This window comes from Chromobacterium subtsugae (assembly GCF_035919665.1).
In the GTDB taxonomy this organism is placed as follows: Bacteria; Pseudomonadota; Gammaproteobacteria; order Burkholderiales; family Chromobacteriaceae; genus Chromobacterium; species Chromobacterium subtsugae.
The window spans coordinates 368418-390707 of record NZ_CP142381.1 but is presented as its reverse complement, the minus strand read 5'-3'; the positions used below and the strand labels follow the sequence as shown (position 1 = coordinate 390707).

Sequence of the window (22290 nt, the reverse complement as noted above, 5' to 3'; positions counted from 1 at the left end):
GTCCACGCATGCGCCGCACGATATTGCTGGTCTACGCCCAGCCCGAGCCTCGCTCCCTGACCCGCGGCTTCGCCGCCGCCGCCGTGGAAACGCTGACGACGCAAGGGCATCAAGCGTTGCAGTCCGATCTCTACGCCATGCGCTGGAAAGCGGTGCTGGACGCCGACGATTTTCCGGCGCGGGCCGATCCCGGCCGCCTGTCTTTCATCGACGAATCCGGCCACGCCTACGCCAATGGCGCGCAAACGCCCGATGTCGCCGAAGAGCAGCGCAAACTGCTGACCGCCGACGCGGTGATCTTCATATTTCCGCTATGGTGGTACGGCGTGCCGGCCATTCTGAAAGGCTGGTTCGAGAGGGTGTACGCCTATGGCTTCGGCTATGGCTACCAGAACCAGGCCAACCGGCTGCGCTACGGCGACGGCGCGCTCAAGGGCAAACGCGCGCTGCTGGCGGCGATGGTAGGCGGCGGTGAACGGGACTACGGTCCGCGCGGCATCAACGGCCCGCTGCAGGAGCTGCTGTTCCCGGTCACCCACGGCTGCCTGTTCTACCCCGGCATGGACGTGCTGCCCACCCACGCGGTCTATGGCGTCAACCATTTGAGCGCAGCAGACCTGCGCCAGCAACTAGACGCGTGGCGCACGCGCTTGGCCGGCTTGTTCGACGAAGCGCCCATCCCGTTCCGCCGCCAGAACGGCGGCGACTATCCGGACGGACACCAGCTGGCCGACCACATCGCGCCGGACAAGGAGGGCATCTGCGCGCACGTGGCCGCGCCGGGGCCGGCGATGACCGGAGCCGCGGCGCAATAAAAAAACGGCGGGGAGACGCGTTCCTCGCCGTTTTTGGCTTTCGGATTCAATCAGAAGCCGAAGGCCGCCAATTCTTCGGCCGTCAGATGCCGCCATTCGCCCGCCGGCAGATCGCCCAAGACAATAGCCCCCAGGCTTTCGCGGTGCAGCGCCTCGACGCGGTTGCTGGCCGCCGCCACCATCCGCTTCACCTGGTGGTACTTGCCTTCGGTGATGGTCAGCAAGATGGTGTGCGCGTCGATCTGGGCTACGCTGTCGGCGGCGAACTCGCGCGCCTCGTCGTTCAGGTACACGCCGCTCTGCAGTTGGGCGATCAGCTCCGGCGTCGCCTCGTGCTTCAGCGTGACGCGGTAAACCTTGGGCACCAGCTTTTTCGGCGAGGAGAGCGCGTGGATGAACTGGCCGTCGTTGGACAGCAGGATCAGGCCGGTGGTGTCCACGTCCAGCCGGCCCACCGCGCTGATGTCCAGATTGGAGAACTGGTCCGGCAGCAGCCGGTAGATGCTGGGGTGGCAGTTGGGCTTGTGCGAGGTTTCGTAATTGGCCGGCTTGTGCAGCAAGAGGTATAGCGGCCCGCGCACCACCGGCCACGGCTCGTCGTCCACCGTCAAGCTGGAAATGTCGGCCAGCTCGAACTGGGCGCGGTAGTTGTCCACCACCTCGCCGTTCACTTCCACCAGGCCGTAGTCGATCAGCTGGCGGCATTCCTTGCGGCCGCCGAAGCCTTGTTGTTGCAACAGTCGATAGAGTTCCATGGCCGGATGGTAGCACGCGCGCCGCGCGCCTGCCCGGCTTGCCTGCGACGGCGCGCGACGCCATAGTCATCGGGAGCGGATTGAACGAAAGACCCCCGGCATGTCCTACCCGAAATACGCGCTGCACAGCCTGGGATGGGTGCGTTACCAGCGGCGGCGCATCCTGCGCGCGGCGCTGTTCAGCGCGCTGCTGTTCGCGCCGGCGGCGGGGCTGACACTGGCCGGCCACGGCGGCGGCGTGTTCCTGTTCGCGCTGGCCGCCAACTACAGCGCGCTGTGCATGATGATGGCGCGCCGCTTGCAGCCGCTGTCGCTGCTGGCGATTCCCGGGCTTTACCTCGCCGGCCGGCTATGCGCCGGCCAGCCGGCGGCCATGCTGGCCCTGCTGGCGGCGGGGCTGGCGCTGCAGGCGCTGAGCGCGCGCCGCGGCCTGCACAAGGGCGTGCAGTTCTGGCTGTTCGCGCTGCTGTTGGGAAACATGACGCCGACGGCGGCGCTTCCGCCATGGCAGGAAGCAGCCTGGATGCTGGCCGGCGCCGGCTACGGCGGCGCGCTGGCGCGGCTGGGGCTGCGCGACTGGTTCCGCGTGCTGCCGGCCGCCTCGTCCGCCGACTGTCGCCGCTATGGCTGGCATCTGCTGCCCTGGGGCATTCTCGCCTGGCTGGCCGGCGGCTGGATGCGCAGCGCCCACGCGTGGTGGCTGCCGATCGCCGCCGTCGCCATCCCCGATCCGTCGCCGGACCAGATGCTGTGGCTGGCGCGCGAGCGGGCGATAGGCACGCTTGCCGGCGCGCTGCTCAGCGGCCTGCTGTACTGGTCGCTGCGCGCGCTGGACGCGGCGCCGTTGTGGCACGTGCTGGCGCTGGCGCTGCTGCAGATGGCGATGCTGATCGCGATGCGGCACAGCTTCCGCGTCTTCGTCGCGCTGCTGACCGCGCTGGTGCTGTCGCTGCTGCCGCCGGAACAGCTGGCCAGCGGCGCGCTGGAACGGGTGGAGGACACGCTGCTCGCCGCGCTGCTGTTCGCCGCGCTGGCCTGGTTTCTGCGCCAGCGCCGGCGCGACGCTCAGGACGGCAAGGGCTGAAGCGTCGCCGCGACGCACACCCGGTCGCGCCCCATTTGCTTGGCCTGGTACAAAGCGGCGTCGGCGGCGTGGACCACGCTTTCCGCATCCTCGCCGTGCATCGGGCTGAGCGCCAGGCCGACGGACAAGGTGATGGACAAGACATGTTCCTGCGCCCGGATCGGCATCGCGCGGACCGCGTCGCACAAGCCTTGCGCCTTGGCGTGCGCCGCCTCCAGCGACGCGCCCGGCAGCAAGACGAAGAATTCCTCGCCACCGTAGCGGCAGACGATGTCGCCGCAGCGGAAATGATCGCTGAGATACGCCGCCAGCGCCGTCAGGACCATATCGCCGCAGCGATGGCCGTAGCTGTCGTTGATGCGCTTGAAATGATCGGCATCCACCATCAGCACCGCCACATCGCGGTGCAGCGCCAGCATGTGGGCCAGCACGCGGGGCAGGATTTCGTCCAGATGGCGGCGGTTGAACAGCCCGGTCAACGGATCGCGCAGCGCCTGCTCGCGCAGGCCCTGCTGCAATACCTCGATTTCGCCGACATGGCGGCGCAGCGCGGCGTTGGCGTCGTGCAGGCTCTGCTCCAGCCGCTTGCGCTCGCTGATGTCGTTGACGCCATTGATCACGTACCAGATCTTGTCACTCTTCACCGCCGAACAGGAAATCAGCGCCCAGAACTCGCGCCCGTCGGCATCCTTCAGCTTCACCTCGCGGTCCAGCACCTGGCCGGCGGCGCGCAGGTCGCGCGATACCCGCTCCCGCTCCGCCGGGTCGGCGTAGAAATCCTGCACCCGCAGCGAGCGCTCGGGCAGCAGCCGCGCGCCGAACAACTCCTCGGCGCGGGTGTTGGCGTAGATCAGCTGGCCGCCGGACAAGCGGTTCATCGCCAGCGGAAACGGCGCGGCGTCGGCCATCAGCCTGAGCCTGGCCTCGCTTTCCGCCAGCTGGCTGGTCCTCTCCCGCACTTTGGCCTCCAGCGACTGGTTGGCCAGCAGCAAGCGCCGCTCCACCTGCCGCCTCTCCTCCAACAACGCGCCGAACACCAGCAGGGTCGCCGACTGCGCCAGCGCCAGCAAGGCCGCGTTCAGCAGCGGGTAGCCGCCGCCGTCCGACGCCAGCGCGCCATGCCCCAGACGCACGCCAAGCAGCGCGGCCGACGCCACGCCCAGCGCCAGCAGGTGCGCCAGCAGCGGCCGGCCGCGGAAAGCCAGCCACAGCAGCGGCATGATGAACAGGTAAGGCAACATGGCGTAACGGCCGCCGCCGCCATCCAGCAAGCAGCACACCAGCGCCGCCAAGGCCAGCGTGGCCAGCGCCACCGCCGCGCTCTCGCGCCAGCGCGCCGCGCCGCAAGCCGGTCCCGGCCTGCCCAGCAGCAGCAGGATGGGGGTCAGCGTCAACACCAGCGCCATGTCGCCCAGCCAGATCTGCACGCCCGTGAGCGCCAGCTCCGGCAGGCGCCGGCCATATTCCGGCAGCAACGCGAATACCTGGCCCAGCGCCGCCAGCAGGCAAGCCAGCGCCGCGGCGGCCGGCAACCCGGCCGGCACGTCGGCCAGCTGGAGATGCGGCGGCCGGCGCCGCAGCAGGCCGGCGCCCAGCAAGGCGGCTCCCAGGCCGCTGGCAGCCTGCAACAGGACATCGGCCATCCGCCCGGCTCCATCCCACGCCAGCCACAGACCGGCCAACGCCAGCGCCGGCCAAACCCGGTTTCCCAGACGCGACAACAGCGCCAGCGCCAACGGCAGGCCAGGCTGCAGCCAGGCCGCCGGCGGCCCGGGCGGCAGCAGCCGCGCCAGCGCCAGCGCGAAAACGGCATAGGCCAGCGCGGCGCCGCCTTGGCGCAGCGCCGCGTCCCCCAGATTGCGCATCGAGGCATTGCTTGGCGGCATCTTGGCTCCATCCAGCGCGGATCGTTGAATGTCGTCCGCTTATTATGCATTTCAGATTAGCCGCGCGCCGCGCGCAAATCCATGCGCAAGCCGCGCCATGATGTGAACGTTTTTTGCCGGGACAGGCCGGCGCTCGGGTAAAGGCGCGAGCGGAATGGAATGGGGCAGGATGGATGGGCCGCCTCCGCTGAAAACGGCGGAACCAGGCGGCCGACGCTATCCCGCTGATTCCCTTAGGCAATGTTTATATTATAGTTATCATGCCAAACCGCCCGAGCAGGAGGTCCAATGCGCTATCCCGGCAGCCACAAGCTCCAGACCCGCCGCCGCATCATCGCGATCGCGTCGCTGCGCTTTCGCGCCGAAGGGCTGGCCCATGTCGGCATCGCCAACCTGATGGCCGACCTCGGCCTGACCCATGGCGGCTTCTACGCCCACTTTTCCGGCAAGGACGCGCTGATCGCCGCCGCCTGCGGCGAAGCCCAGGAACAGATGAACCGCCACTGGCGGCAACAACTGGCGGAGGCGGCCGACGGCGCATGCCTAGCGGCGCTGGCGGAACAATACCTGAGCCCGGCCCATCGCGATTTTCCCGACTCCGGCTGCGTGGCGGCGGCGCTGGCCGGCGAGCTGGCGCGCCAGGGGCCGGCGGTGAGGCGGCGCTTCACCGACGGCTTGCTGCCGATGCTGGAAACCCTGGAAGAAGCCCGCCGCCGCGACGGCGCCGGCCCGCCGCCGCTGGCCAGCCTGGCGCTGATGGTGGGCGCGCTGCTGCTGGCGCGCGCGGTCAGCGACGACGAGCTGTCGCAGCGCATGCTGGACGAAGCGCGCGCGGCGCTGGCAGGCGGCTGACGCCGCCTCAGGGCGAGACGGTTCTGGGCAATAGACAGGCTTCGCGCGTTTCCGTCACCAGCCGCTCGAATTCGCCGCTGTCCTGCATCGCCTTCAGGCCGCGGTTGAAACGCTCCACCAGCTCCTTGCCGCGCGCATGCTTGCGCCAGATCACCACATGCAGCGGCGCCGACCAGAACGATTTGGCCTGCGCCTCCAGCAGGGCGCCCTGCTGCGGCGGAAAATGGTGGGCGATCAGGTATTTGCCCACCTCCAGGTCGATGGGGAACAGGTCGATGCGCCCGGCCAGCAGCTTGCGCAGATTGATCAGGTCGTCCGGCGCGCTGTCCACCGTCAGCAGGCCGCTCTTGGCCTGGGCGTCGAAATCGTCGGAATAGAAATTGCCGACGGTGACGCCCACCCGGACGCCGCGCAAATCGGCCCAGCGGTTCCACTCCAGCCTGCGCTCCTTGCGCTGGAAAAACACCATGCGCGCCGACAGCACCGGCTGCGTGTACAGCAGGTCGCGCTTGCGCTCCGGCGTCGGCGCCCAGCCGAAACTGCCGTCCACCTGGCCGTTGCGCGCCGACTGCAGCGTGCGGTTGTTGGGATAATAGCGATAGGTGACATCGACGCCGCCGCGGGCGAAAGCTTCTTTCACCAGCCGCGACAGAATGCCGTCGTACGGCAACTCCTGGCCCATGTACGGCGGCCATTCCTGATTGGACAGGGTGATCTTGAGGCGTGGGGCAGCCTCAACCGGAGCCGCCAGCAGCACGGCCCAGCTCAGGATACCCAGCAGATAGCCGTGGTATCGCATCGTTTTCCCGATTCTTGCAAAGTCAGCAAGCTGCCTTTGTTTTATATGCTGCAGACAGTCTCTTGCTGAGCATAACCGGCAATTCGACGCGCTTCAATGCGAATGGGCCCGGTGCAATTCACACCGGGCCCATCGTCTAAACAGCTTGCTTAGCGGCTCTTCGGCGGGCTGAACAGCGCGGCGCGCGGCGCCGACGACTTAGGCGAGCGGGCGCCGTCCTGGCGCGCCTGGCTTTGGCCCTGACCGCCGCCGCGATGGCCGTGGCCAGCCGGCTTGCTTTCGGTTTGATGGCGCGGCTTGGAAGCCGGGTTGCGCGGCTGCTGGCTGCGTCCCTGGCCGCTTCGACCCTGGCCCTGGCCGCGGCCGCGCGCGCCGCCGCCCATCGGGATCGGCTCCGGCTTGACGTTGAGGTCGGCCTCATAGCCCGGCACGGTGAAGCGCTCGATCGACATCTTGATCAGCTTCTCGATGTCGCGCAGGAAGCTGAACTCGTCGACGCAGACCAGCGACAGCGCTTCGCCCGGCGTGCCGGCGCGGCCGGTGCGGCCGATGCGGTGCACGTAGTCTTCCGGCACGTTGGGCAGCTCGAAGTTGACCACGTGCGGCAACTGGTCGATGTCCAGGCCGCGCGCGGCGATATCGGTTGCCACCAGCACCTGCAATTCGCCGCTCTTGAAGTCGGCCAGCGCGCGGGTGCGCGCGTTCTGGCTCTTGTTGCCGTGGATGGCGGCGGCCGTGATGCCGATCTTGTCCAGTTTCTCCGCCAGCCGGTTGGCGCCGTGCTTGGTGCGGGTGAACACCAGCACCTGGAACCAATTGTGCTCGCGGATGAGATGGATCAACAGCTCGGTCTTCTTGTCGCGGTCGACCAGGTGTACCTTCTGGGTCACCAGTTCGTTGGTGGTGTTGCGGCGCGCCACTTCCACCAGCTTGGGATTGTCCAGCAGCTTGTCGGCCAGCGCCTTGATCTCGTCGGAGAAGGTAGCGGAGAACAGCAGGTTCTGCCGCTTGGCCGGCAGCTTGGCCAGCACCTTCTTGATGTCGTGGATGAAGCCCATGTCCAGCATGCGGTCGGCTTCGTCCAGCACCAGGATCTCGACGCCGGACAGGTCGACGGTCTTTTGGCCGACGTGGTCCAGCAGGCGGCCCGGCGTCGCCACCAGGATATCCACCGGCGAGCGCAGCGCCTTGATCTGCGGATTGATGTTGACGCCGCCGAACATCACCAGCGACTTCAACGGCAGGTATTTGCTATAAGTACGCACCGACTCCTCCACCTGCGCGGCCAGTTCGCGGGTGGGCGTCAACACCAGCGCGCGCGGGCGGCCGGCATGGTGGCTGGGCGAACGCATCAGCAGCTGCAGCAGCGGCAGCGTGAAGCCGGCAGTCTTGCCGGTGCCGGTCTGCGCCGCGGCCAGCAGGTCGCCGCCTTGCAGCACTTGCGGAATGGCCTGAGCCTGAATCGGGGTGGGCGTGGTATAACCGGTGTCGGCGACCGCGCGCAGCAAAGGGTCTGCCAGGCCTAGGTCGGCAAAGGTAAGATCGGACATAATATGCTCCTGCGACGGCCTATCGCAGAACTGCGACCAATCCAGGCTGACGGGAAAAGAAGTTGAACTCGGATGAGATAAGGCGCGCGGGACTGGCACACGCGCGAAGCGTCGCAGTGTACAGACATTCGCCGGGGTTGGGAACTGATGGCCTTGGCCCTGCGCACAGGAGCCGGCGCGCCGCCGGCTCGCTCCATGTAGTCGTTTTCGAGGATTGAATATGCCCATAGCCTCGCACAGGCTGATAGGCTTGCTGCTGCTGCTCCCCGCGCTGGCGCTGGCCGGCAAGAACGACCGGCCGCACGCGGCCGGCTCCGGCCACGCCGCCGCGGACGCGGTCAAGCCGGCCGAAGAAAACAGCGACGCGCCGCCGCCGGTCGCCACCGACTTCCACTGCGACAAGCCCGCCAATATGGTGGAAAGCATGGTGTGCCAGGACGACGGCCTGACCCGGCTGGACAACCGCCTGGAAAAGGTCTACGCCCAGGCGATGGGCCAGGCGGAGCAAAGCCGCAACGGCGCGCAGGCCAAGCTGGTCGGCGAACAGAAACGCTGGGTGAAGAGCCTGAAGGACTGCCTGAAGAACGAAGACCCGCACATGTGCCTGGGCGACACCTACATCCTGCGCATCTCGCAGTTGCAGGCGGCCTGGGGCCTGGCGCCGTCGCTGACGCCGCTGCGCTACCTGTGCCGCGGCCAGCCTTCGTCCACCATCCTGGCCACCTTCTACCGTACCCATCCGGCCACCGCCAAGCTGGAGCGCGGCAACACCCTGGTCATCGTGCACCAGGGCTTGAGCGGCAGCGGCGCGCGCTATGTCGGCCAGGGCGTGGAATTCTGGATCAAGGGCCGCGATGCCAGCGTCAATTGGCGCAGCGAATCGCTGGAGTGCACCAGCCAGCCGACCCCATGAAACATGGCGCTCGGCCCCGGCTGCGGTTAGAATCGACCGCCCGCGCCGCACCCCGCGCCGGGCTTACCGACTTCGCGAAGATTCCGCCATGGCCCTGACCGCCACCATTTACAAAGCTTCCCTGACGCTGTCCGACATGGACCGCGGCTATTACGCCAGCCACCAGCTGACCCTGGCGCAGCATCCCTCGGAAACCCTGGAGCGGATGATGCTGCGCGTCGCCGCCTTCGCGCTCAACGCCAGCGAGACGCTGAGCTTCACCCGCGGCCTCAGCGCCGACGATGAGCCGGAACTGTGGCAGAAGAACTATTCCGACGAAATCGAACTGTGGGTGGAGCTGGGCGAGCCGGACGAAAAACGCCTGAAAAAAGCCTGCAGCCGCGCCGACAAGGTGGTGCTGTACACCTACGGCGGCCGCGCCAGCGAAGTCTGGTGGAGCCAGATCGAAAACAAGCTGTCGCGGCTGGACAAGCTGGAAGTGTTCCGCATCGATTTCGACGCGCTGCAGACGCTGGCCGGCCTCGCCCAGCGCAGCATGCAGCTGAACGTCACCATCCAGGACGGCCAGATGTGGCTGGCCGACGAGCAGCACACCGTGCTGCTGGAACCGCAGCGGCTGAAATAACCGCGCCCCGATGCCAGCGCTCAAATACCTGCTGAACTACCCGCCCGCCCTGGTGCAGCAGGCGCAGGCGCTGCTGGATTCCGGCCAGCTGGGCGCGTGGCTGCAACGCAAATATCCCGACGCCAACGAGGTGCAGACCGACAAGGCGCTGTACCAGTTCGTCGCGGCCATCAAGCAGCGCTACCTGAAAAACGCCCCGCTGCCGGCCAAGGTGCTGTACGACAACCGCCAGCATCCGCTGAAGGGCACGCTGGGCACCAACACCCTGGTGTCGCGGGTGCAGGGCGGCAAACTCAAAAGCAAGAGCGAAATCCGCATCGCCGCGCTGTTCCGCGAGCTGCCGCTGCCTTTCCTGCAGATGATAGCGGTGCACGAGCTGGCCCACCTGAAGGAGCGCGACCACGACCGGGCCTTCTACCAGTTGTGCTGCCACATGCTGCCCGACTACCACCAGCTGGAGTTCGACCTGCGGCTGTGGCTGAACTGGCGCGAGCGCGAAGCGGGATGAGCCGCCGGCCGCTTTTATAATTCAGCAGAATATCAAAACCATTCCATATTATTTTTAATGCAGCCGCGGCCGCGCTACAGTCAGGCCATCCTCTCTAGCGGAAGCCCGCCATGCTCGCCACGCTGCAGCCGTTCGACCTCATCATCCAGCCCGGCTGGAACAACTCCGGCCCGCGCCACTGGCAAAGCCACTGGCAGCGCCGGCTGGGCGCGCGCCGGGTGGACAACGCCGACTGGGCCCAGCCGCAGCTGGAAGACTGGCTGGATGGGCTGGACGCCGCGCTGTCGCGCTGCCGCCGGCCGCCGCTGGTGATCGCCCACAGCCTGGGCTGCGTCACGGTGGCGCACTACGCGCAGCGCCACCCCGGCCGCATCGCCGGCGCGTTGCTGGTGGCGCCGGCCGACGTCGAGCGGCCCTTCGTGCCGGCGGAACTGATGAATTTCGCGCCACTGCCGCGCCGGCCGCTGCCCTTTCCGGCCAGGATAGTCGCCAGCAGCAACGACCCCTTCTGCAAGACCGCGCGCGCCGCCCGGCTGGCCGGCTACTGGCAGGCGCCCATCACCTGGCTGCAGCACGCCGGCCACATCAATGTCGATTCCGGCCACCAGCAATGGGAAGAAGGCTGGCCGCTGCTGCGGCAATTGGCCGAGCGCGCGCTCAGCCGGCTGGAATCGGACACCGCCGCGCCGGAGGCGGCGATGGTCTAGACTGAAGCATTTCCGCCGCCCCTCGCCAAGCCATGCCCGCAGCCCGCTCCACCCTGCTTTGCGGCCTCCTGCTGCTGTGCGGCCCATCTTGCCAGGCCGCCGCGCTCGCCCGGATCGGCATCTCGGTCGGCGCGCTGGACAACCCCTTCTATCAGGCCTTGGCGCGCGGCGCGGTGCAAGCCGCCCACGGCCTGAACGCGGCGGTGCGCGTCACCTCGATGTCTGCGAATTTCACCCTGGAGCAGCAGCAGCGCCAGATGCGGCTGCTGATACAACAGAAAGTCGACCTGATCCTGCTGGGCGCGGTGGACAGCCAGGCGATCGCGCCGCAGGTGCGCCAGGCCCGCGCCGCCGGCATCACGGTGGTGGCGGTGGACGTCGACGCCCCCGGCGTGGACGGCACGGTGAAGTCGGACAACCGCCAGGCCGGCGAGATTACCTGCCGCTATCTGGCGCAGCGGCTGCAGGGCAAGGGCACGCTGTTGATCCAGGGCGGGCCGCCCGTCACTTCGGTCAGCGACCGCATCGCCGGCTGCCACGCGGCGCTGGCCGCCTACCCCGGCATCGCCGTCGACAACGACCGCGCCAACGCCATGGGCTCCAGCCTGGGCGGCCAGCGCGCGATGCAGCGCGATCTGCAGCGGCTGCCGCGCATCGACGCGGTGTTCACCATCAACGACCGCCAGGCGCTGGGCGCCGAGAAGGCGCTGCGCGCCGCCGGCCGCCAGCAGGTGCTGATCGGCTCGGTGGACGGCTCGCCCGACATCGAGCGCGCGCTCCGCCTGCCCGGCCAGATCGTCGCCTCCGCCAGCCAGTCGCCGTATCTGATCGGCCGCGAAGCCGTGCTGCTGGGACTGCACCTGCGCCAGGGCGATGCCGGCAAGCGGCTGGTGACAGTGCCGGTCGGCCTGGTCACCCGCGCCAATCTAGCCGGCTATCAGGGCTGGCAAAGCCGCCGCATGCCGCCGGCGCCGCGCTGAGAAACCGGCCAGGCCGCTTTGACCTGAGCGGTGCGGGGTGTCACACTGCCGATCCGACATCTTTCACCAGATCAAAGGATTTGCCATGTTTGCTTCCCGCTCGCTCAAGGCCAGCCTCGCCGCCCTGCTGCTTACCCTGCCGCTGCTGGCGCATGCCGACGCCGCCCAGGATGCCGGAGCCAAGGAACTGGCCGCCACGCTCAACATCAACAACATGCTGCCCGACCTGGCGCAACGCACCACCGCCAGCGCGCTGCCGCTGCTGCAGGAATACCTGGTCAAGAACAAGATCCAGCTGACCGAAGCCCAGCAGAAAAAGGCGCAGGCCGGCCTGAAGGGCTATGGCGACAACATCCACAAGCTGGCCACCGATTACTTCGGCTCCGCCGCGGTCAAGGCCCAGTTCGAACAGACCGTGGCGAAGAACTTCAGCGCCCAGTTCAGCGCCGACGAGCTGAAGCAGATCAACGCCTTCTACAAGACCCCGGCCGGCCAAAAAATGCTGAAGCAGCAGCCGCAGGTCATCAACAGCATCGCCGGCGACACGCTGAAGAGCGCGGAAAAGGCGCTGCTGCCCAAAATGCAGGCCGCCGCCGAAGCCTACGGCAAGACCCTGACCAAGAAATAAGCTAATCCAGCATCAGGCTGAGCCGGCGCGCGCGCTCCAGCGCGGCGTCGGCGCCCGGCCACTCGTCCTGCCACACCCAGACCTGGCTTTGCCGGTCCAGCATCTCCACCAGCCACAGCCGGCTGCCGCCCTGCAGTTCCACCTGGCGCGCCCGCACCGGCCGGCGGTAATTGAACATCACCATCTCGCCGGTTTTTCCCGACGCCGTCGCTTGCGGTTGCATGATTTTCCCTCGGCCGTCATCCCGTCAGCCAACACGCAAGAGCCGTGCCACCATCCGGCCGCGCCAGCGGCTATAACAGGTGTATCGCCATCCTCGCCCGCCATCACGCCATGCGGCTGCCCCACGCTTGCCACCTCCTGCTCCTGCTGTGTCCGGCCTGGGCGGCGGCTGATGTCCAGACCGTCACCATCCTGACCGACAACGGCTACCCGCCCTATTCCTACGAAGCCGCCGGCCAGGCGCAAGGCATCTACAACGACATTCTGCGCGCCGCCTCCAGCCAGCTGCGCGGCTTCCAGATCGAACTGAAGCCGGTGCCGTGGAAACGCGGACTGGCCGAACTGGAAAACGGCAAGGCGCTGGCGCTGTCGCCGCCCTACTACCGGCCGCGCGAACGGCCGTACATGCAGCCATACTCGGTGCCGATGCTGAGCGAGCAGGTGGTGGCCTATTGCCGGGCGGCGGTCGCGCAGCCGCCGCGCAAACGCTGGCCGGACGACTACCGCGGCCTGCGTTTCGGCAACAACGCCGGCTTCCGCCCCGGCGGCGACGCGTTCTGGAGCATGGTGGGCCAGGGGCAGATCGCGCTGGAGGAGGCGGCCGACGTGCGCACCAATCTGCTCAAGGTCATCCGCGGCCACCTGGATTGCTATCTGAACGACAAGCTGGCGATACAGCTGGAGCTGGCGCGCCTGCAGCAGCAGGGACTCTACGCCCCCGGCGCCTTGCTGCTTACGGCCAATGTGTCCGAAGAGCAAGGCTATGTCGGCTTCACCGACCGCGACCAGGGCCGCTTCCCCTACAAGCAGGAGTTTCTGCGGCAGCTCAACCAGGCGCTCAGCGACATGAAGCGCAGCGGCCAGATCGACCGCATCATCAGCCGCGCGCTGGACGCCGCCCGCGCCCAGAGCGCGCCGCCGTCCTTTTGACAGCGCCGGAAAGCCCGGCTTAGCATGTGCTGTCGCCCATCACGAAAGACCCAATGGAAAACCGCAAACTGGCGGTATTGATAGACGCCGACAACGCCCAGTCGGCGCTGATCGCCGAACTGCTGGCCGAAGTGGCCAAGTACGGCACCGCGGTGGTCAAGCGCGCCTACGGCGACTGGACCACCACCCAGCTCAAGGGCTGGAAGGAAGTGCTGCACCAATACGCGATCTCGCCGATCCAGCAGTTCGCCTACACCAAGGGCAAGAACTCCACCGACTCGGCGCTGATCATCGACGCGATGGACCTGCTCTACACCGGCAATTTCGACGGCTTCTGCCTGGTATCCTCCGACAGCGACTTCACCCGCCTGGCCACCCGCCTGCGCGAGGCCGGGCTGATGGTGATCGGCCTGGGCGAGCAATCGAAAACCCCGCGCCCCTTCATCGCCGCCTGCGACAAATTCGTCTTCACCGAAATCCTGCGGCCGCCCGCGCCGGCCAAGGCCAAGCCGGAAGCCCCGGCCGACAAGCCCAAGACCCGCGCCTCGCGTTCGCGCGCCAAGCCGGCCCCTGCGAAAGAGCGCCACCCGCTGCAGGACATGTTCACCTCGGCGATAGAAGCGGTGTCGCGCGACAGCGGCTGGGCCGAACTGTCCGCCGTCGGCTCCTACCTGGCCAAGAACGACCCCTCGTTCGACCCGCGCAACTGGGGCCACAGCCGGCTGTCGCAAATGGTGAAGAAGCTGGAATTCTTGTCGGTGCAGGAGAACCGCAACGGCTCCAAGCTGCACAGCGAGATCCGCCTGCGCCACGACAGCGAGCCCGCGCTGCAGGAAGCGCCGCCCGCCGAGGCCGCCGTGGAAGAATCGGCCGCGCCGGCGCGCAAGAAGCGCAGCCCGCGCAAGAAACCCGCCGTCTCCGGTTGAAAACTGGTAGGTTAATTGCTCAAGCCTTGGATCAAGGCCCCTACGACCTCAAGCAAGGACAGATCATGCAGATTCGTGAAGCCAACCTGGAAGACCTGGCCGCGATACTAGACATTTACAACGAAGTGATCGCCACCACCACCGCCGTCTACAACGACGACCCGCTGACGCCGGGCGAATTCGCGGTGTGGTTCCAGGATCGCGCCGCCGCCGGCTATCCGGTGCTGCTGGCCGAAGACGACGCCGGCCGCGCGCTGGGCTTCTCCAGCTTCGGCGATTTCCGCGCCCGCCCCGGCTACCGCTTCACCGTCGAGCACAGCGTGCACCTGACCGCCGACGCCCGCGGCAAGGGCATCGGCACCGCGCTGGTGCAGGCGCTGCTGCCGCGCGCCCGGGCGCTAGGCAAGCACACCATCCTGGGCGCGGTGGACGCCGACAATGAAGGCTCGATCCGCTTCCACGAGAAACTGGGCTTCGTGCAGGTGGGACGCCTGCCGCAAGTGGGCTTCAAGTTCGGCCGCTGGCTGGACCTGGTCTATCTGCAGCGCTTCATCGACGACGACGCCAGCAGCGGCCCGGCTAGCGGCGCCTGAGCCCGCCCTCGTCCTGGTACAGCGCGCGGCCGCCCAGGCGGCGGCCTAGCCGCGCCGCCACCAGCGCCGCCAGCGTCACCGGCAGCAGCATGTGCCAGGCGGCGGTCAGCTCCATCATCATCAGCACGGCCAATAGCGGCGCCTGCGCGGTGGCCGCCAGGAACGCCGCCATGCCCACCAGCACCGCCCCTCCCGCCGGCAGCCAGCCCGGCAGCACCAGATTCAGCAACTGGCCGGCCAGCGCCCCGCCGGCCGCCCCGGCGAACAGCATGGGCGTGAAAATGCCGCCGACGGCGCCGGAGCCGCTGGTGGCGGCGGTGGCGCACAGCTTGCACAACAGCAGCACCAAAACCAGCTGCCAAGCCGATTCGGCCTGCAGCAGCCAGGACACCGTGCTGTAGCCGTTGCCCCACATCTGCGGCCAAAACCAGGCCAGCGCCCCCACCACCGCGCCGCCCAGCGCCATCCGCAGCGGCAGGCGCAAGGGCAGCCGGGCGAAGGCCGCCCGGCCCAATTCCATCGACTTGAGAAACAGCGGCGAGCCGGCCCCGAGCGGCAGCGCCAGCAGGCAGTAACCGAACAAGGCCAGGTGATCCGGCGCCGGCAGCGGCGCGGTGCGGTACAGCGGCGCGAGGCCGAACAGGTGGTCTACCGTGAGGCTGGCGGTCAATGCCGCCAGCAGCAGCGCCGGCAGCGCGCGCCAATCCAGCCGCCGCCACACCACTTCCGCAACGAAAACCACCGCCGACAACGGCGCGTGGTAGGCGGCCGCCCAACCGGCGGCGATGCCGCACGCCGCCAACAGGCGCCGCGACGGCAAGGTCATCGGCACCAGCCGGCTCAGCAGCGAACCGCCCTGGGCCGACAGCGCCACCATCGCCCCTTCGCGGCCGATGGAACCGCCGGACGCCACCGTGCACAATGAGGACAGGCTGTTCACCAGCGTGCGGCGCAGGCCCAGCCGGCCATCGCCGACCCGCACCGCCTCCAGGTAGTCGCCGCTGGCGGAGCCGCGCAGCAGATGCCTCCCCTGCTCCAGCACCACGCCGGCCAGCAGGCCGCCCAAGACCGGCGCCAGCGCCCGCTGCCATGGCGGCAACTGGCGGGCGATGCCGACCAGGCTGCCGCTCTGGCCGGACAGCAGATTTTCGATGGCGTGCAGAACGCCCTGGAAACACAACACCAGCAGCGCGCCCAGCACGCCGCAGCAGGCGGCCAGCAGCAGATTGAGGACGGCGGGATGGCGCTTGAGCAAGGAGGAAGGCATGGTCGGGGGTTTGGCGCGGAGCGGCGGCGGTGCATATCAGCCAAGCCTAGCAGAGCGCGGCTTCGCGGCAAATGAAAAGCGCCGCAGTCTCCTGCGGCGCCTCTCCGTTTTACTGCCACTGTCGAACGCAGTGTTTTTCTTGATTATCTCTATTCTCACCCTTTGTACGACTCAGCGCACCTCTGCAACAATATCCCTACTGAACACCTTTTCGCAATACTTGCACTTCATTTTTGTGTCATGTGCCAGGGTTTTTACGTAGAAAAAGCTCGTCACTGGCTCATTATGCGAAATGCAATTGGAATTAGGGCAGGAGAAAATGCCCTCCACTGCGTCAGGCAATGTCAATTTATGCTTTTTTACCACTTCGAAGTTGTCGATGACGTTCACTGTCGCCTTTGGTGCGAACAGCGCCAGCTCATTGGCCTGTTCCTCGGTCAGCGCCACGTTCTCCACCTTGATGATGTCCTTGCTGCCCATGTGGCGGCTGACCAGGTTGAGGCCGACGGTGACGCGCTCGCCGGTTTCGGTGAGCTTGAACAGGCGCAGGATCTTCACGCCCTGGCCGGCCGGAATGTGATCGATCACGGTGCCTTGCTTCAACGCTTCTACGGTGCGGGTGTATTGCATGATCTTGTCCTTCCTTGCCTGATTACACGGTTTCGTTCAGTACCAGCGACAACAGGGCCTGGCGCGCGAACACGCCGTTCTTGGCCTGCTCGAAATAGTAGGCGTGCGGCGTGGCGTCCACATCCACTGCGATTTCATCCACCCGCGGCAGCGGGTGCAGCACCTTCATGCCGGGGCGGGCGTTTTTCAGCATGTCGGCGCGCAGCGCGAACTTGCCGCTGATCTTCTTGAATTCGGCTTCGTCGAAGCGCTCGCGCTGCACCCGGGTCATGTACAGGATGTCCACTTCCGGAATCACCGCTTCCAGGCTGTCCACCACCGTGTATTCGATGCCGCGCTCATCCAGCTCCTCGCAGATGTAGTCCGGCATCGCCAGCGCTTCCGGCGCCACGAAATAGAAGCGCGCGCCGAACAGCGACAGCGCCTGCGCCAGCGAGTGCACGGTGCGGCCGTATTTGAGGTCGCCGGCGAAAGCCACCGACAAGCCCTCCAGCCGGCCCTGGGTTTCGCGGATGGTGAACAGGTCGAGCAGCGTCTGCGTCGGGTGCTGGTTGGAGCCGTCGCCGCCGTTGATCACCGGCACCGCCGAGAACTCGCTGGCCAGCCGCGCCGCGCCTTCCTTGGGGTGGCGCATCACCACCGCGTCGGTGTAGGAGCTGATGATCTTGATCGAATCGGCCAGCGTCTCGCCCTTCTTGGCGCTGGTATTGCCGCCATCGGCGAAGCCGATGATATTGCCGCCCAGCCGCTGCACCGCGGTCTCGAACGACAGCCGGGTGCGGGTGGACGGCTCGAAGAAGCAGCTGGCCACCAGCTTGTCCTGCAGCAGGTCGCCGCGCGGGTTCTGTTTGAGGCGAGCGGCGGTATCCACCACCAGCTCCAGTTCTTCGCGGCTGAAGTCGGGGATGGAGATGATGTGTTTCCGGTACAGTGGATTGGCCATGGTCGCTTTCCTCATGTTGGCAGGCTGGTGACGGACGAAAAAAAAGCCCCTGCGTCAGGGGCTTTTTTTCGGGAATACGGGCGTGTCGGGAACGGCGGCTCCGAACGGCAACGCCGCCACGCCACCCCTGCGGGTGCCGCTGCTGCGATCGCGCTGTCGTGCTGCCTGGCTCATTACCGTGTTCCGAACAAAACTGCGGGAATATATCCCGATCCGCCCCTTGTGGGCAAGCCGGCCGCGATGGACGGCGGCGAAATATCCGTTCCGATCGCGGCGCGGCCGATTTGACCCTGCCTGCGATCGGGCCTTGAAAATCCCGCCATCCCGGCTGATGCTTGAAGAACACCGGCGTGGTTCCACCGCTTCCGGCCTTGGGCCCGATCCATCCCGCCCAACCGGCTTTCCCGAAATACGCGATGATCAAGTGCATAGACGTCAACGACCTCAGGGTCGGCATGTACATCCACGACCTCAACTGCGACTGGATGTCCCACCCGTTTCTGGTCAACCGTTTCAAGGTCGCCCACGAGAGCGAGATCCAGAAAATCGCCGAAGCCGGCATCCATGAAGTCTACATCGACACCCGCAAAGGCATAGACCTGCCATCGGCGCCTTCTGCCGTCGAAGTGCGCAAGCAGCTGGAAAGCGAATTGCGCGCCATCGCCTCGCGCGAGAGCACGGTGGTGCGCAAGGTGGAAAGCGGCGAGGAGTTCGGCCGCGCCCAGGTCATCCACCACGAAGCCAACCAGATCGTCCGCGACATCCTGCAAGACGTCCGCCTGGGCAAACAGGTGGAGCTGGAACAGGTGGAGCCGCAGGTGGAGAGGCTGACCGAATCCATCCTGCGCAACAACGGCGCGCTGCTGTCGCTGTGCCGGATCAAGGACAAGGATAACTACACCTTCCAGCACTCGGTCAGCGTCGGCGCGCTGATGGTCAGCTTCTGCAACGCGCTGAACATGGGCAAAGACGTGATACACCACGCCGGCATCGGCGGCATGCTGCACGATATCGGCAAGATGCGGGTGCCGGACGAAATCCTCAACAAGCCAGGCAAACTGACCGAGCAGGAATTCCAGGTGATGAAGTGCCACGTGGTGGAAAGCCAGAAAATCCTGCACGCCACCCAGGGCATTTCCGAAACCGCGGTGCTGGTGGCCGGCCAGCATCACGAGCGCCACGACGGCAGCGGCTACCCGGCCGGGCTGAAGGGCGATGAAATCTCGCAGCTGGGCCAGATGGCGGCCATCGTCGACGTCTACGACGCGCTGACCTCCAACCGCTGCTACCACCAGGGCATGCCGCCCACCGACGCGCTGCGCAAGATCTACGAATGGTCGAAGTTCCACTTCAACCCGGAGCTGGTGCAGGCCTTCATGCGGGTGATAGGCATCTACCCGGTCGGCACCCTGGTGCGGCTGGAAAGCGGCCGACTGGGCGTGGTGGTGGAGCAGAACGACAGCAGCCTGATCTCGCCCAAGGTGAAGGTGTTCTTCAGCATCAAGAGCAATGCCCACATCCCGCCCGAGGTGGTGGATCTGTCGCGCCGGATGGGCCACGGCGGCGGCGACCGCATCGTCAAGCACGAATCGCCGGAGAAATGGAAGATAGACCCGCTGCGCTTCCTGTAGGGTGCGTCACCCCAACGGGGCGACGCGCCCTAGCTGTAATCCCCCCACACCGCCTGCATCGCCGCCACCGCCGCCAGCGCGGCGGTTTCGGTGCGCAGGATGCGCGGCCCCAGCTTCAGCGGCGTCCAGCCGGCGGCCAGCGCCGCGTCCTCCTCCGGCGCGGAAAACCCGCCCTCCGGCCCGACCATCAGCCAGCTGCGCGCCGGCCGGGCCGACAATTCGGCCAGGCTCTTGTCGCCGCGCGGCGACAGGATCAGCCGGATGTCGGCCTCCTGGCCGACCTGCAGCCATTCGTTCAGCGTCAGGATGGGCAGTACCTGCGGAATCAGGTTGCGCCCGCTCTGCTCGCAGGCGGAGACGACGATTTCCTGCCAGCGCGCCACCCGCTTGTCGGCGCGCTCGCCGGACAGCTTCACCACCGAGCGGCCGGCGGCGATCGGCTGGAACACCGACACCCCCATCTCCACGCCCTTCTGCAGCGTGAACTCCATCTTGTCGCCGCTGGAAATGCCCTGGGCCAGGCCCAGCCACAGCGGCGTTTCACGTGAAACCTCGTCGAAGCGCTCCACCACGCACTGGGCGTCGCGTTTCTGCACCGCGCTGAGGCAGGCCTGGTACTCGCCGCCGCGGCCGTTGAACAAGGTGATGGCGTCGCCGGCGTTCAGCCGCAATACTTGTACATGACGCACCACAGCATCGGGCAGGGACAGCTGCTGGCCGACCTGAAGATCGGCATCGAGATAAAACCTTGGCATCGGATATTGAAAGTCGCTGTTGATACCGGTATTTTGCTAGGTTTGCTCCATTCGGCAAACCGCTTTTGCGCCGCGACGACGCAAACCAGCAGGAGAAACAGGATGCAGGTGCTTGAACAGGTAATGCGACTGGTGCGCGAAGTGGCCGCCCGCGAGGTGATGCCGCGCTTTTTGCACGTCGGCAAAAGCCGCAAGGAAGACGGCACCCTGTTCACCGAAGCCGACCTCGCCTGCCAGGCCGCCCTGCAGCGCGGCCTGCCGGAAATCCTGCCGCATCCGGTGCTGGGCGAGGAAATGGACCGCGAAGAGCAGGACGCGCTATGGGACGGCAACCAGGACGGCCTGTGGGTGGTGGACCCGATAGACGGCACCACCAACTTCGTCAACGGCCTGCCCTATTTCGCCATCTCGGTGGGGCTGATGGTGAACGGCAAGAGCGAGCTGGGCGTGATCTACAACCCGGTTTCGGACGAAATGTTCTACGCCCGCCGCGGCCAGGGCGCCTGGATGAACGGCCGCAGCCTGCCGCTGAAGACCATCCACAACTGCATCGGCGACGCCATCGCCAGCGTCGAGGTGAAATACCTGCGCTCCGGCAAGCTGGCCGCCCGCCTGGGCAGCCTGGCGCCGTGCGGCAGCCAGCGCAATATGGGCTCCAGCACGCTGGACTGGTGTTTCCTCGCCGCCGGCCGCTACGACCTCTACCTGCACGGCGGCCAGCGGCTGTGGGACTACGCCGCCGGCGCGGTGATCCTGGAAGAGGCCGGCGGCCGCATCGCCAGCCTGAACAGCGACGACTACTGGAGCGACGTGATCTGGAAGCGCTCGGTGATCGCCGCCATCACCCCGGAGCTGTTCTCGCAATGGCACCGCTGGGTGCGGGCCAACCAGTAGCCTCCGCCAAGAACGCATGCCGCGCGCGCCGGCAACGCCGTAGCCCGCGCAACCGCCTTCCGGCCGCCATGAAACAGCCATCTCCCTCGTCCCCAAGCTCGGCCCTCTCCCAGACTGGCCGATGCGCGCCGGCGCTTACCACATGACCACGACCATCCTCGCCATCTTTCTCACTGTCTATCTCGGCATGATTCTCGGCGGACTGCCGTTCCTGCAGCTTGACCGCACCGGCGTCGCGCTGCTCGGCGCGATCGCGCTGATCGGCGTCAACGCGCTGAGCCTCGAGCAAGCGGTGGCAGCCATGCATCTGCCCACGCTGATATTGCTGTTCGCCTTCATGGTGATATCGGCGCAGATGCGCCTCGGCGGCTTCTACGACTGGGTGACCCGCAAATTGGCGACCCTGTCGCTCGGCCCCGCCGGACTCTTGGCGGCGCTGACCGTCGTCAGCGCGGCGCTGTCGGCGGTGTTCAGCAACGACATCGTCTGCCTGGCCGTCGCCCCGGTGTTGATCGACGCCTGCCGGCGGCGCCGGCTGGACCCGGTGCCGTTTCTGCTGGCGCTGGCCTGCGCATCCAACATCGGCTCGGCCGCGACGCTGATTGGCAATCCGCAAAACATGCTGATCGGCCAGACGCTGCGCCTGGACTTCGGCGGCTATGTCCTGGCCGCCGCCATTCCGGTGGGATTCGGGCTGCTGGCATGTTGGGGGCTGATCGTCCGACAGACCGGCGGCCGCTGGCTGGATGCCGGCCCCGCCGAGGCCGCCGCCGAGCCGCCACGCGAAGACACGCCTTTCGATGGCTGGCAAACCGCGAAAGGCCTCGCCATCGCCGCGGCGCTGCTGGCGGCCTTTCTGGCGGCGCCGTGGCCCAGGGAGCACATGGCGCTCATCGGCGCGGGCATCCTGCTGATGAGCCGCCAGCTGCATTCCCGCAAGATGCTGGGGCTGGTCGACTGGGAGCTGCTGGTTCTGTTCATGAGCCTGTTCGTCGTCAACCATGCGCTGCAGCGCACCGGGATCCCCGCGGACGCCGTCGCCGGCCTGGCCGCGCTCGGCGTGCGGCTGGAGCAGCCCGGCCCCTTGTTCGCCGCCACCTTCCTGCTGTCCAACATCGTCTCCAACGTCCCGGCGGTGATGCTGCTGTTGCCGGTCGCCCATCACGAGACGAGCGGCCTGCTGTTGGCGCTGGTCAGCACGCTGTCGGGCAATCTGCTGATTGTGGGCAGCATCGCCAACATCATCGTCGTCGATGCCGCCGCCAGGCGCGGCATCGCCATCGACTGGAAACGCCACGCCCGCGTCGGCGTGCCGATCACCCTGGCCAGCCTGGCCGTCTCCGCCGCCTACCTGGCGCTGCGGTTCCAGCTCGGGCTCTGACCCGGCCGCGCGGCAT

Annotated in this window: 24 protein-coding genes; 15 read left to right on the top strand and 9 right to left on the bottom strand. The window is 67.1% G+C overall.

What is annotated here, in order from left to right; genetic code table 11:
* Positions 1-8: 8 nt before the first annotated feature.
* Positions 9-815: an NAD(P)H-dependent oxidoreductase gene (locus tag U6115_RS01930; protein WP_043575127.1), complete on the top strand. Its 807-nt coding sequence runs from the start codon at positions 9-11 to the stop codon at positions 813-815.
* Between the two features lie 50 nt (positions 816-865).
* On the opposite strand, the gene U6115_RS01925 is transcribed toward U6115_RS01930, so the two are convergent.
* A complete protein-coding gene (locus tag U6115_RS01925) occupies positions 866-1570 on the bottom strand; it encodes a pseudouridine synthase (protein WP_043575125.1) in 705 nt (234 codons plus the stop codon).
* Between the two features lie 100 nt (positions 1571-1670).
* Here U6115_RS01925 and U6115_RS01920 point away from each other — a divergent pair, with 100 nt between their 5' ends.
* A complete protein-coding gene (locus U6115_RS01920) occupies positions 1671-2654 on the top strand; it encodes an FUSC family protein (RefSeq protein WP_043575122.1) in 984 nt (327 codons plus the stop codon).
* On the opposite strand, the gene U6115_RS01915 is transcribed toward U6115_RS01920, so the two are convergent.
* Positions 2636-4540 carry a GGDEF domain-containing protein gene (locus U6115_RS01915; RefSeq protein WP_080770224.1) on the bottom strand — a complete coding sequence of 635 codons (1905 nt, stop codon included), beginning with the start codon at positions 4538-4540 and terminating at the stop codon, positions 2636-2638. The two genes, U6115_RS01920 and U6115_RS01915, sit on opposite strands and share 19 nt — an antisense overlap.
* A 288-nt stretch (positions 4541-4828) precedes the next feature.
* On the opposite strand from U6115_RS01915, the gene U6115_RS01910 reads away from it, so the two are divergent.
* On the top strand, positions 4829-5392 hold the full coding sequence (locus tag U6115_RS01910; RefSeq protein ID WP_043575120.1) for a TetR/AcrR family transcriptional regulator: 564 nt from the start codon (positions 4829-4831) through the stop codon (positions 5390-5392).
* A 7-nt stretch (positions 5393-5399) separates the two neighbouring features.
* On the opposite strand, the gene U6115_RS01905 is transcribed toward U6115_RS01910, so the two are convergent.
* The gene (locus tag U6115_RS01905; protein ID WP_052258050.1) at positions 5400-6191 is read right to left on the bottom strand and encodes a substrate-binding periplasmic protein; all 792 of its coding nucleotides are present in this window, start codon (positions 6189-6191) and stop codon (positions 5400-5402) included.
* A 149-nt stretch (positions 6192-6340) separates the two neighbouring features.
* The gene (locus U6115_RS01900) at positions 6341-7741 is read right to left on the bottom strand and encodes a DEAD/DEAH box helicase (RefSeq protein WP_043575118.1); all 1401 of its coding nucleotides are present in this window, start codon (positions 7739-7741) and stop codon (positions 6341-6343) included.
* Positions 7742-7961: 220 nt separating this feature from the next.
* Between U6115_RS01900 and U6115_RS01895 the strand changes: the two genes are divergently transcribed.
* From U6115_RS01895 to U6115_RS01870, 6 genes are all read left to right on the top strand, one after another.
* The gene (locus tag U6115_RS01895; protein WP_052258049.1) at positions 7962-8654 is read left to right on the top strand and encodes an MliC family protein; all 693 of its coding nucleotides are present in this window, start codon (positions 7962-7964) and stop codon (positions 8652-8654) included.
* An 88-nt stretch (positions 8655-8742) separates the two neighbouring features.
* A complete protein-coding gene (locus U6115_RS01890; RefSeq protein WP_043575115.1) occupies positions 8743-9279 on the top strand; it encodes a YaeQ family protein in 537 nt (178 codons plus the stop codon).
* A gap of 10 nt (positions 9280-9289) precedes the next feature.
* The gene (locus U6115_RS01885) at positions 9290-9787 is read left to right on the top strand and encodes a YgjP-like metallopeptidase domain-containing protein (protein ID WP_043575114.1); all 498 of its coding nucleotides are present in this window, start codon (positions 9290-9292) and stop codon (positions 9785-9787) included.
* Positions 9788-9897: 110 nt separating this feature from the next.
* Positions 9898-10494 (top strand): alpha/beta hydrolase, encoded by a 597-nt coding sequence (locus U6115_RS01880; RefSeq protein ID WP_043575111.1) that lies wholly within the window; start codon positions 9898-9900, stop codon positions 10492-10494.
* A 32-nt stretch (positions 10495-10526) separates the two neighbouring features.
* Positions 10527-11474, top strand: a complete 948-nt coding sequence (locus U6115_RS01875; protein ID WP_052258048.1) for a substrate-binding domain-containing protein — start codon at positions 10527-10529, stop codon at positions 11472-11474.
* 85 nt (positions 11475-11559) lie between these two features.
* Entirely contained in the window at positions 11560-12102 is a 543-nt protein-coding gene (locus tag U6115_RS01870; protein ID WP_043575109.1) for a DUF2059 domain-containing protein, read from the top strand.
* 1 nt (position 12103) lies between these two features.
* Here U6115_RS01870 and U6115_RS01865 read toward each other — a convergent pair whose 3' ends face one another.
* Positions 12104-12325, bottom strand: a complete 222-nt coding sequence (locus tag U6115_RS01865) for a hypothetical protein (RefSeq protein ID WP_043575107.1) — start codon at positions 12323-12325, stop codon at positions 12104-12106.
* Between the two features lie 110 nt (positions 12326-12435).
* Between U6115_RS01865 and U6115_RS01860 the strand changes: the two genes are divergently transcribed.
* The 3 genes from U6115_RS01860 to U6115_RS01850 all read left to right on the top strand — a co-directional run bounded on the left by U6115_RS01860 (position 12436) and on the right by U6115_RS01850 (position 14773).
* Positions 12436-13254, top strand: a complete 819-nt coding sequence (locus U6115_RS01860; RefSeq protein WP_052258047.1) for a substrate-binding periplasmic protein — start codon at positions 12436-12438, stop codon at positions 13252-13254.
* A gap of 53 nt (positions 13255-13307) precedes the next feature.
* Entirely contained in the window at positions 13308-14180 is an 873-nt protein-coding gene (locus U6115_RS01855; RefSeq protein WP_043575104.1) for an NYN domain-containing protein, read from the top strand.
* Positions 14181-14245: 65 nt separating this feature from the next.
* Positions 14246-14773, top strand: coding sequence for a GNAT family N-acetyltransferase (locus U6115_RS01850; RefSeq protein ID WP_043575218.1), 528 nt, complete (start codon positions 14246-14248; stop codon positions 14771-14773).
* Here the strand turns inward: U6115_RS01850 and U6115_RS01845 are convergent.
* The 3 genes from U6115_RS01845 to pyrB form a co-directional block, all read right to left on the bottom strand.
* The gene (locus U6115_RS01845) at positions 14760-16040 is read right to left on the bottom strand and encodes a chloride channel protein (protein WP_047258277.1); all 1281 of its coding nucleotides are present in this window, start codon (positions 16038-16040) and stop codon (positions 14760-14762) included. The genes U6115_RS01850 and U6115_RS01845 overlap by 14 nt on opposite strands.
* Before the next feature lie 171 nt (positions 16041-16211).
* Positions 16212-16670: an aspartate carbamoyltransferase regulatory subunit gene (gene pyrI / locus U6115_RS01840; protein WP_043575102.1), complete on the bottom strand. Its 459-nt coding sequence runs from the start codon at positions 16668-16670 to the stop codon at positions 16212-16214.
* Between the two features lie 22 nt (positions 16671-16692).
* Positions 16693-17613, bottom strand: coding sequence for an aspartate carbamoyltransferase (gene pyrB, locus U6115_RS01835; RefSeq protein ID WP_043575099.1), 921 nt, complete (start codon positions 17611-17613; stop codon positions 16693-16695).
* Between the two features lie 416 nt (positions 17614-18029).
* Between pyrB and U6115_RS01830 the strand changes: the two genes are divergently transcribed.
* Entirely contained in the window at positions 18030-19244 is a 1215-nt protein-coding gene (locus tag U6115_RS01830; protein ID WP_043575214.1) for an HD-GYP domain-containing protein, read from the top strand.
* Between the two features lie 29 nt (positions 19245-19273).
* Here the strand turns inward: U6115_RS01830 and U6115_RS01825 are convergent, their stop codons facing one another.
* Positions 19274-19999 (bottom strand): 16S rRNA (uracil(1498)-N(3))-methyltransferase, encoded by a 726-nt coding sequence (locus U6115_RS01825; protein ID WP_043575096.1) that lies wholly within the window; start codon positions 19997-19999, stop codon positions 19274-19276.
* Positions 20000-20101: 102 nt separating this feature from the next.
* On the opposite strand from U6115_RS01825, the gene U6115_RS01820 reads away from it, so the two are divergent.
* Entirely contained in the window at positions 20102-20893 is a 792-nt protein-coding gene (locus tag U6115_RS01820) for an inositol monophosphatase family protein (protein WP_043575094.1), read from the top strand.
* Between the two features lie 142 nt (positions 20894-21035).
* The gene (locus tag U6115_RS01815; protein WP_043575212.1) at positions 21036-22274 is read left to right on the top strand and encodes an anion transporter; all 1239 of its coding nucleotides are present in this window, start codon (positions 21036-21038) and stop codon (positions 22272-22274) included.
* Positions 22275-22290: the final 16 nt, after the last annotated feature.

Excerpts from the sequence above, each read along its gene's own strand:
- U6115_RS01825 (WP_043575096.1), bottom strand. The coding sequence starts at position 19,999 with ATGCCAAGGTTTTATCTCGATGCCGATCTTCAGGTCGGCCAGCAGCTG.
- U6115_RS01880 (WP_043575111.1), top strand. The coding sequence starts at position 9,898 with ATGCTCGCCACGCTGCAGCCGTTCGACCTCATCATCCAGCCCGGCTGG.
- U6115_RS01830 (WP_043575214.1), top strand. The coding sequence starts at position 18,030 with ATGATCAAGTGCATAGACGTCAACGACCTCAGGGTCGGCATGTACATC.
- U6115_RS01930 (WP_043575127.1), top strand. The coding sequence starts at position 9 with ATGCGCCGCACGATATTGCTGGTCTACGCCCAGCCCGAGCCTCGCTCC.
- U6115_RS01870 (WP_043575109.1), top strand. The coding sequence starts at position 11,560 with ATGTTTGCTTCCCGCTCGCTCAAGGCCAGCCTCGCCGCCCTGCTGCTT.
- U6115_RS01910 (WP_043575120.1), top strand. The coding sequence starts at position 4,829 with ATGCGCTATCCCGGCAGCCACAAGCTCCAGACCCGCCGCCGCATCATC.
- U6115_RS01820 (WP_043575094.1), top strand. The coding sequence starts at position 20,102 with ATGCAGGTGCTTGAACAGGTAATGCGACTGGTGCGCGAAGTGGCCGCC.
- U6115_RS01925 (WP_043575125.1), bottom strand. The coding sequence starts at position 1,570 with ATGGAACTCTATCGACTGTTGCAACAACAAGGCTTCGGCGGCCGCAAG.
- U6115_RS01885 (WP_043575114.1), top strand. The coding sequence starts at position 9,290 with ATGCCAGCGCTCAAATACCTGCTGAACTACCCGCCCGCCCTGGTGCAG.
- U6115_RS01915 (WP_080770224.1), bottom strand. The coding sequence starts at position 4,540 with ATGCCGCCAAGCAATGCCTCGATGCGCAATCTGGGGGACGCGGCGCTG.
- U6115_RS01890 (WP_043575115.1), top strand. The coding sequence starts at position 8,743 with ATGGCCCTGACCGCCACCATTTACAAAGCTTCCCTGACGCTGTCCGAC.
- U6115_RS01905 (WP_052258050.1), bottom strand. The coding sequence starts at position 6,191 with ATGCGATACCACGGCTATCTGCTGGGTATCCTGAGCTGGGCCGTGCTG.
- U6115_RS01920 (WP_043575122.1), top strand. The coding sequence starts at position 1,671 with ATGTCCTACCCGAAATACGCGCTGCACAGCCTGGGATGGGTGCGTTAC.
- U6115_RS01855 (WP_043575104.1), top strand. The coding sequence starts at position 13,308 with ATGGAAAACCGCAAACTGGCGGTATTGATAGACGCCGACAACGCCCAG.
- U6115_RS01815 (WP_043575212.1), top strand. The coding sequence starts at position 21,036 with ATGACCACGACCATCCTCGCCATCTTTCTCACTGTCTATCTCGGCATG.
- U6115_RS01845 (WP_047258277.1), bottom strand. The coding sequence starts at position 16,040 with ATGCCTTCCTCCTTGCTCAAGCGCCATCCCGCCGTCCTCAATCTGCTG.
- U6115_RS01895 (WP_052258049.1), top strand. The coding sequence starts at position 7,962 with ATGCCCATAGCCTCGCACAGGCTGATAGGCTTGCTGCTGCTGCTCCCC.
- U6115_RS01900 (WP_043575118.1), bottom strand. The coding sequence starts at position 7,741 with ATGTCCGATCTTACCTTTGCCGACCTAGGCCTGGCAGACCCTTTGCTG.
- pyrB (WP_043575099.1), bottom strand. The coding sequence starts at position 17,613 with ATGGCCAATCCACTGTACCGGAAACACATCATCTCCATCCCCGACTTC.
- U6115_RS01865 (WP_043575107.1), bottom strand. The coding sequence starts at position 12,325 with ATGCAACCGCAAGCGACGGCGTCGGGAAAAACCGGCGAGATGGTGATG.
- U6115_RS01850 (WP_043575218.1), top strand. The coding sequence starts at position 14,246 with ATGCAGATTCGTGAAGCCAACCTGGAAGACCTGGCCGCGATACTAGAC.
- U6115_RS01860 (WP_052258047.1), top strand. The coding sequence starts at position 12,436 with ATGCGGCTGCCCCACGCTTGCCACCTCCTGCTCCTGCTGTGTCCGGCC.
- U6115_RS01875 (WP_052258048.1), top strand. The coding sequence starts at position 10,527 with ATGCCCGCAGCCCGCTCCACCCTGCTTTGCGGCCTCCTGCTGCTGTGC.
- pyrI (WP_043575102.1), bottom strand. The coding sequence starts at position 16,670 with ATGCAATACACCCGCACCGTAGAAGCGTTGAAGCAAGGCACCGTGATC.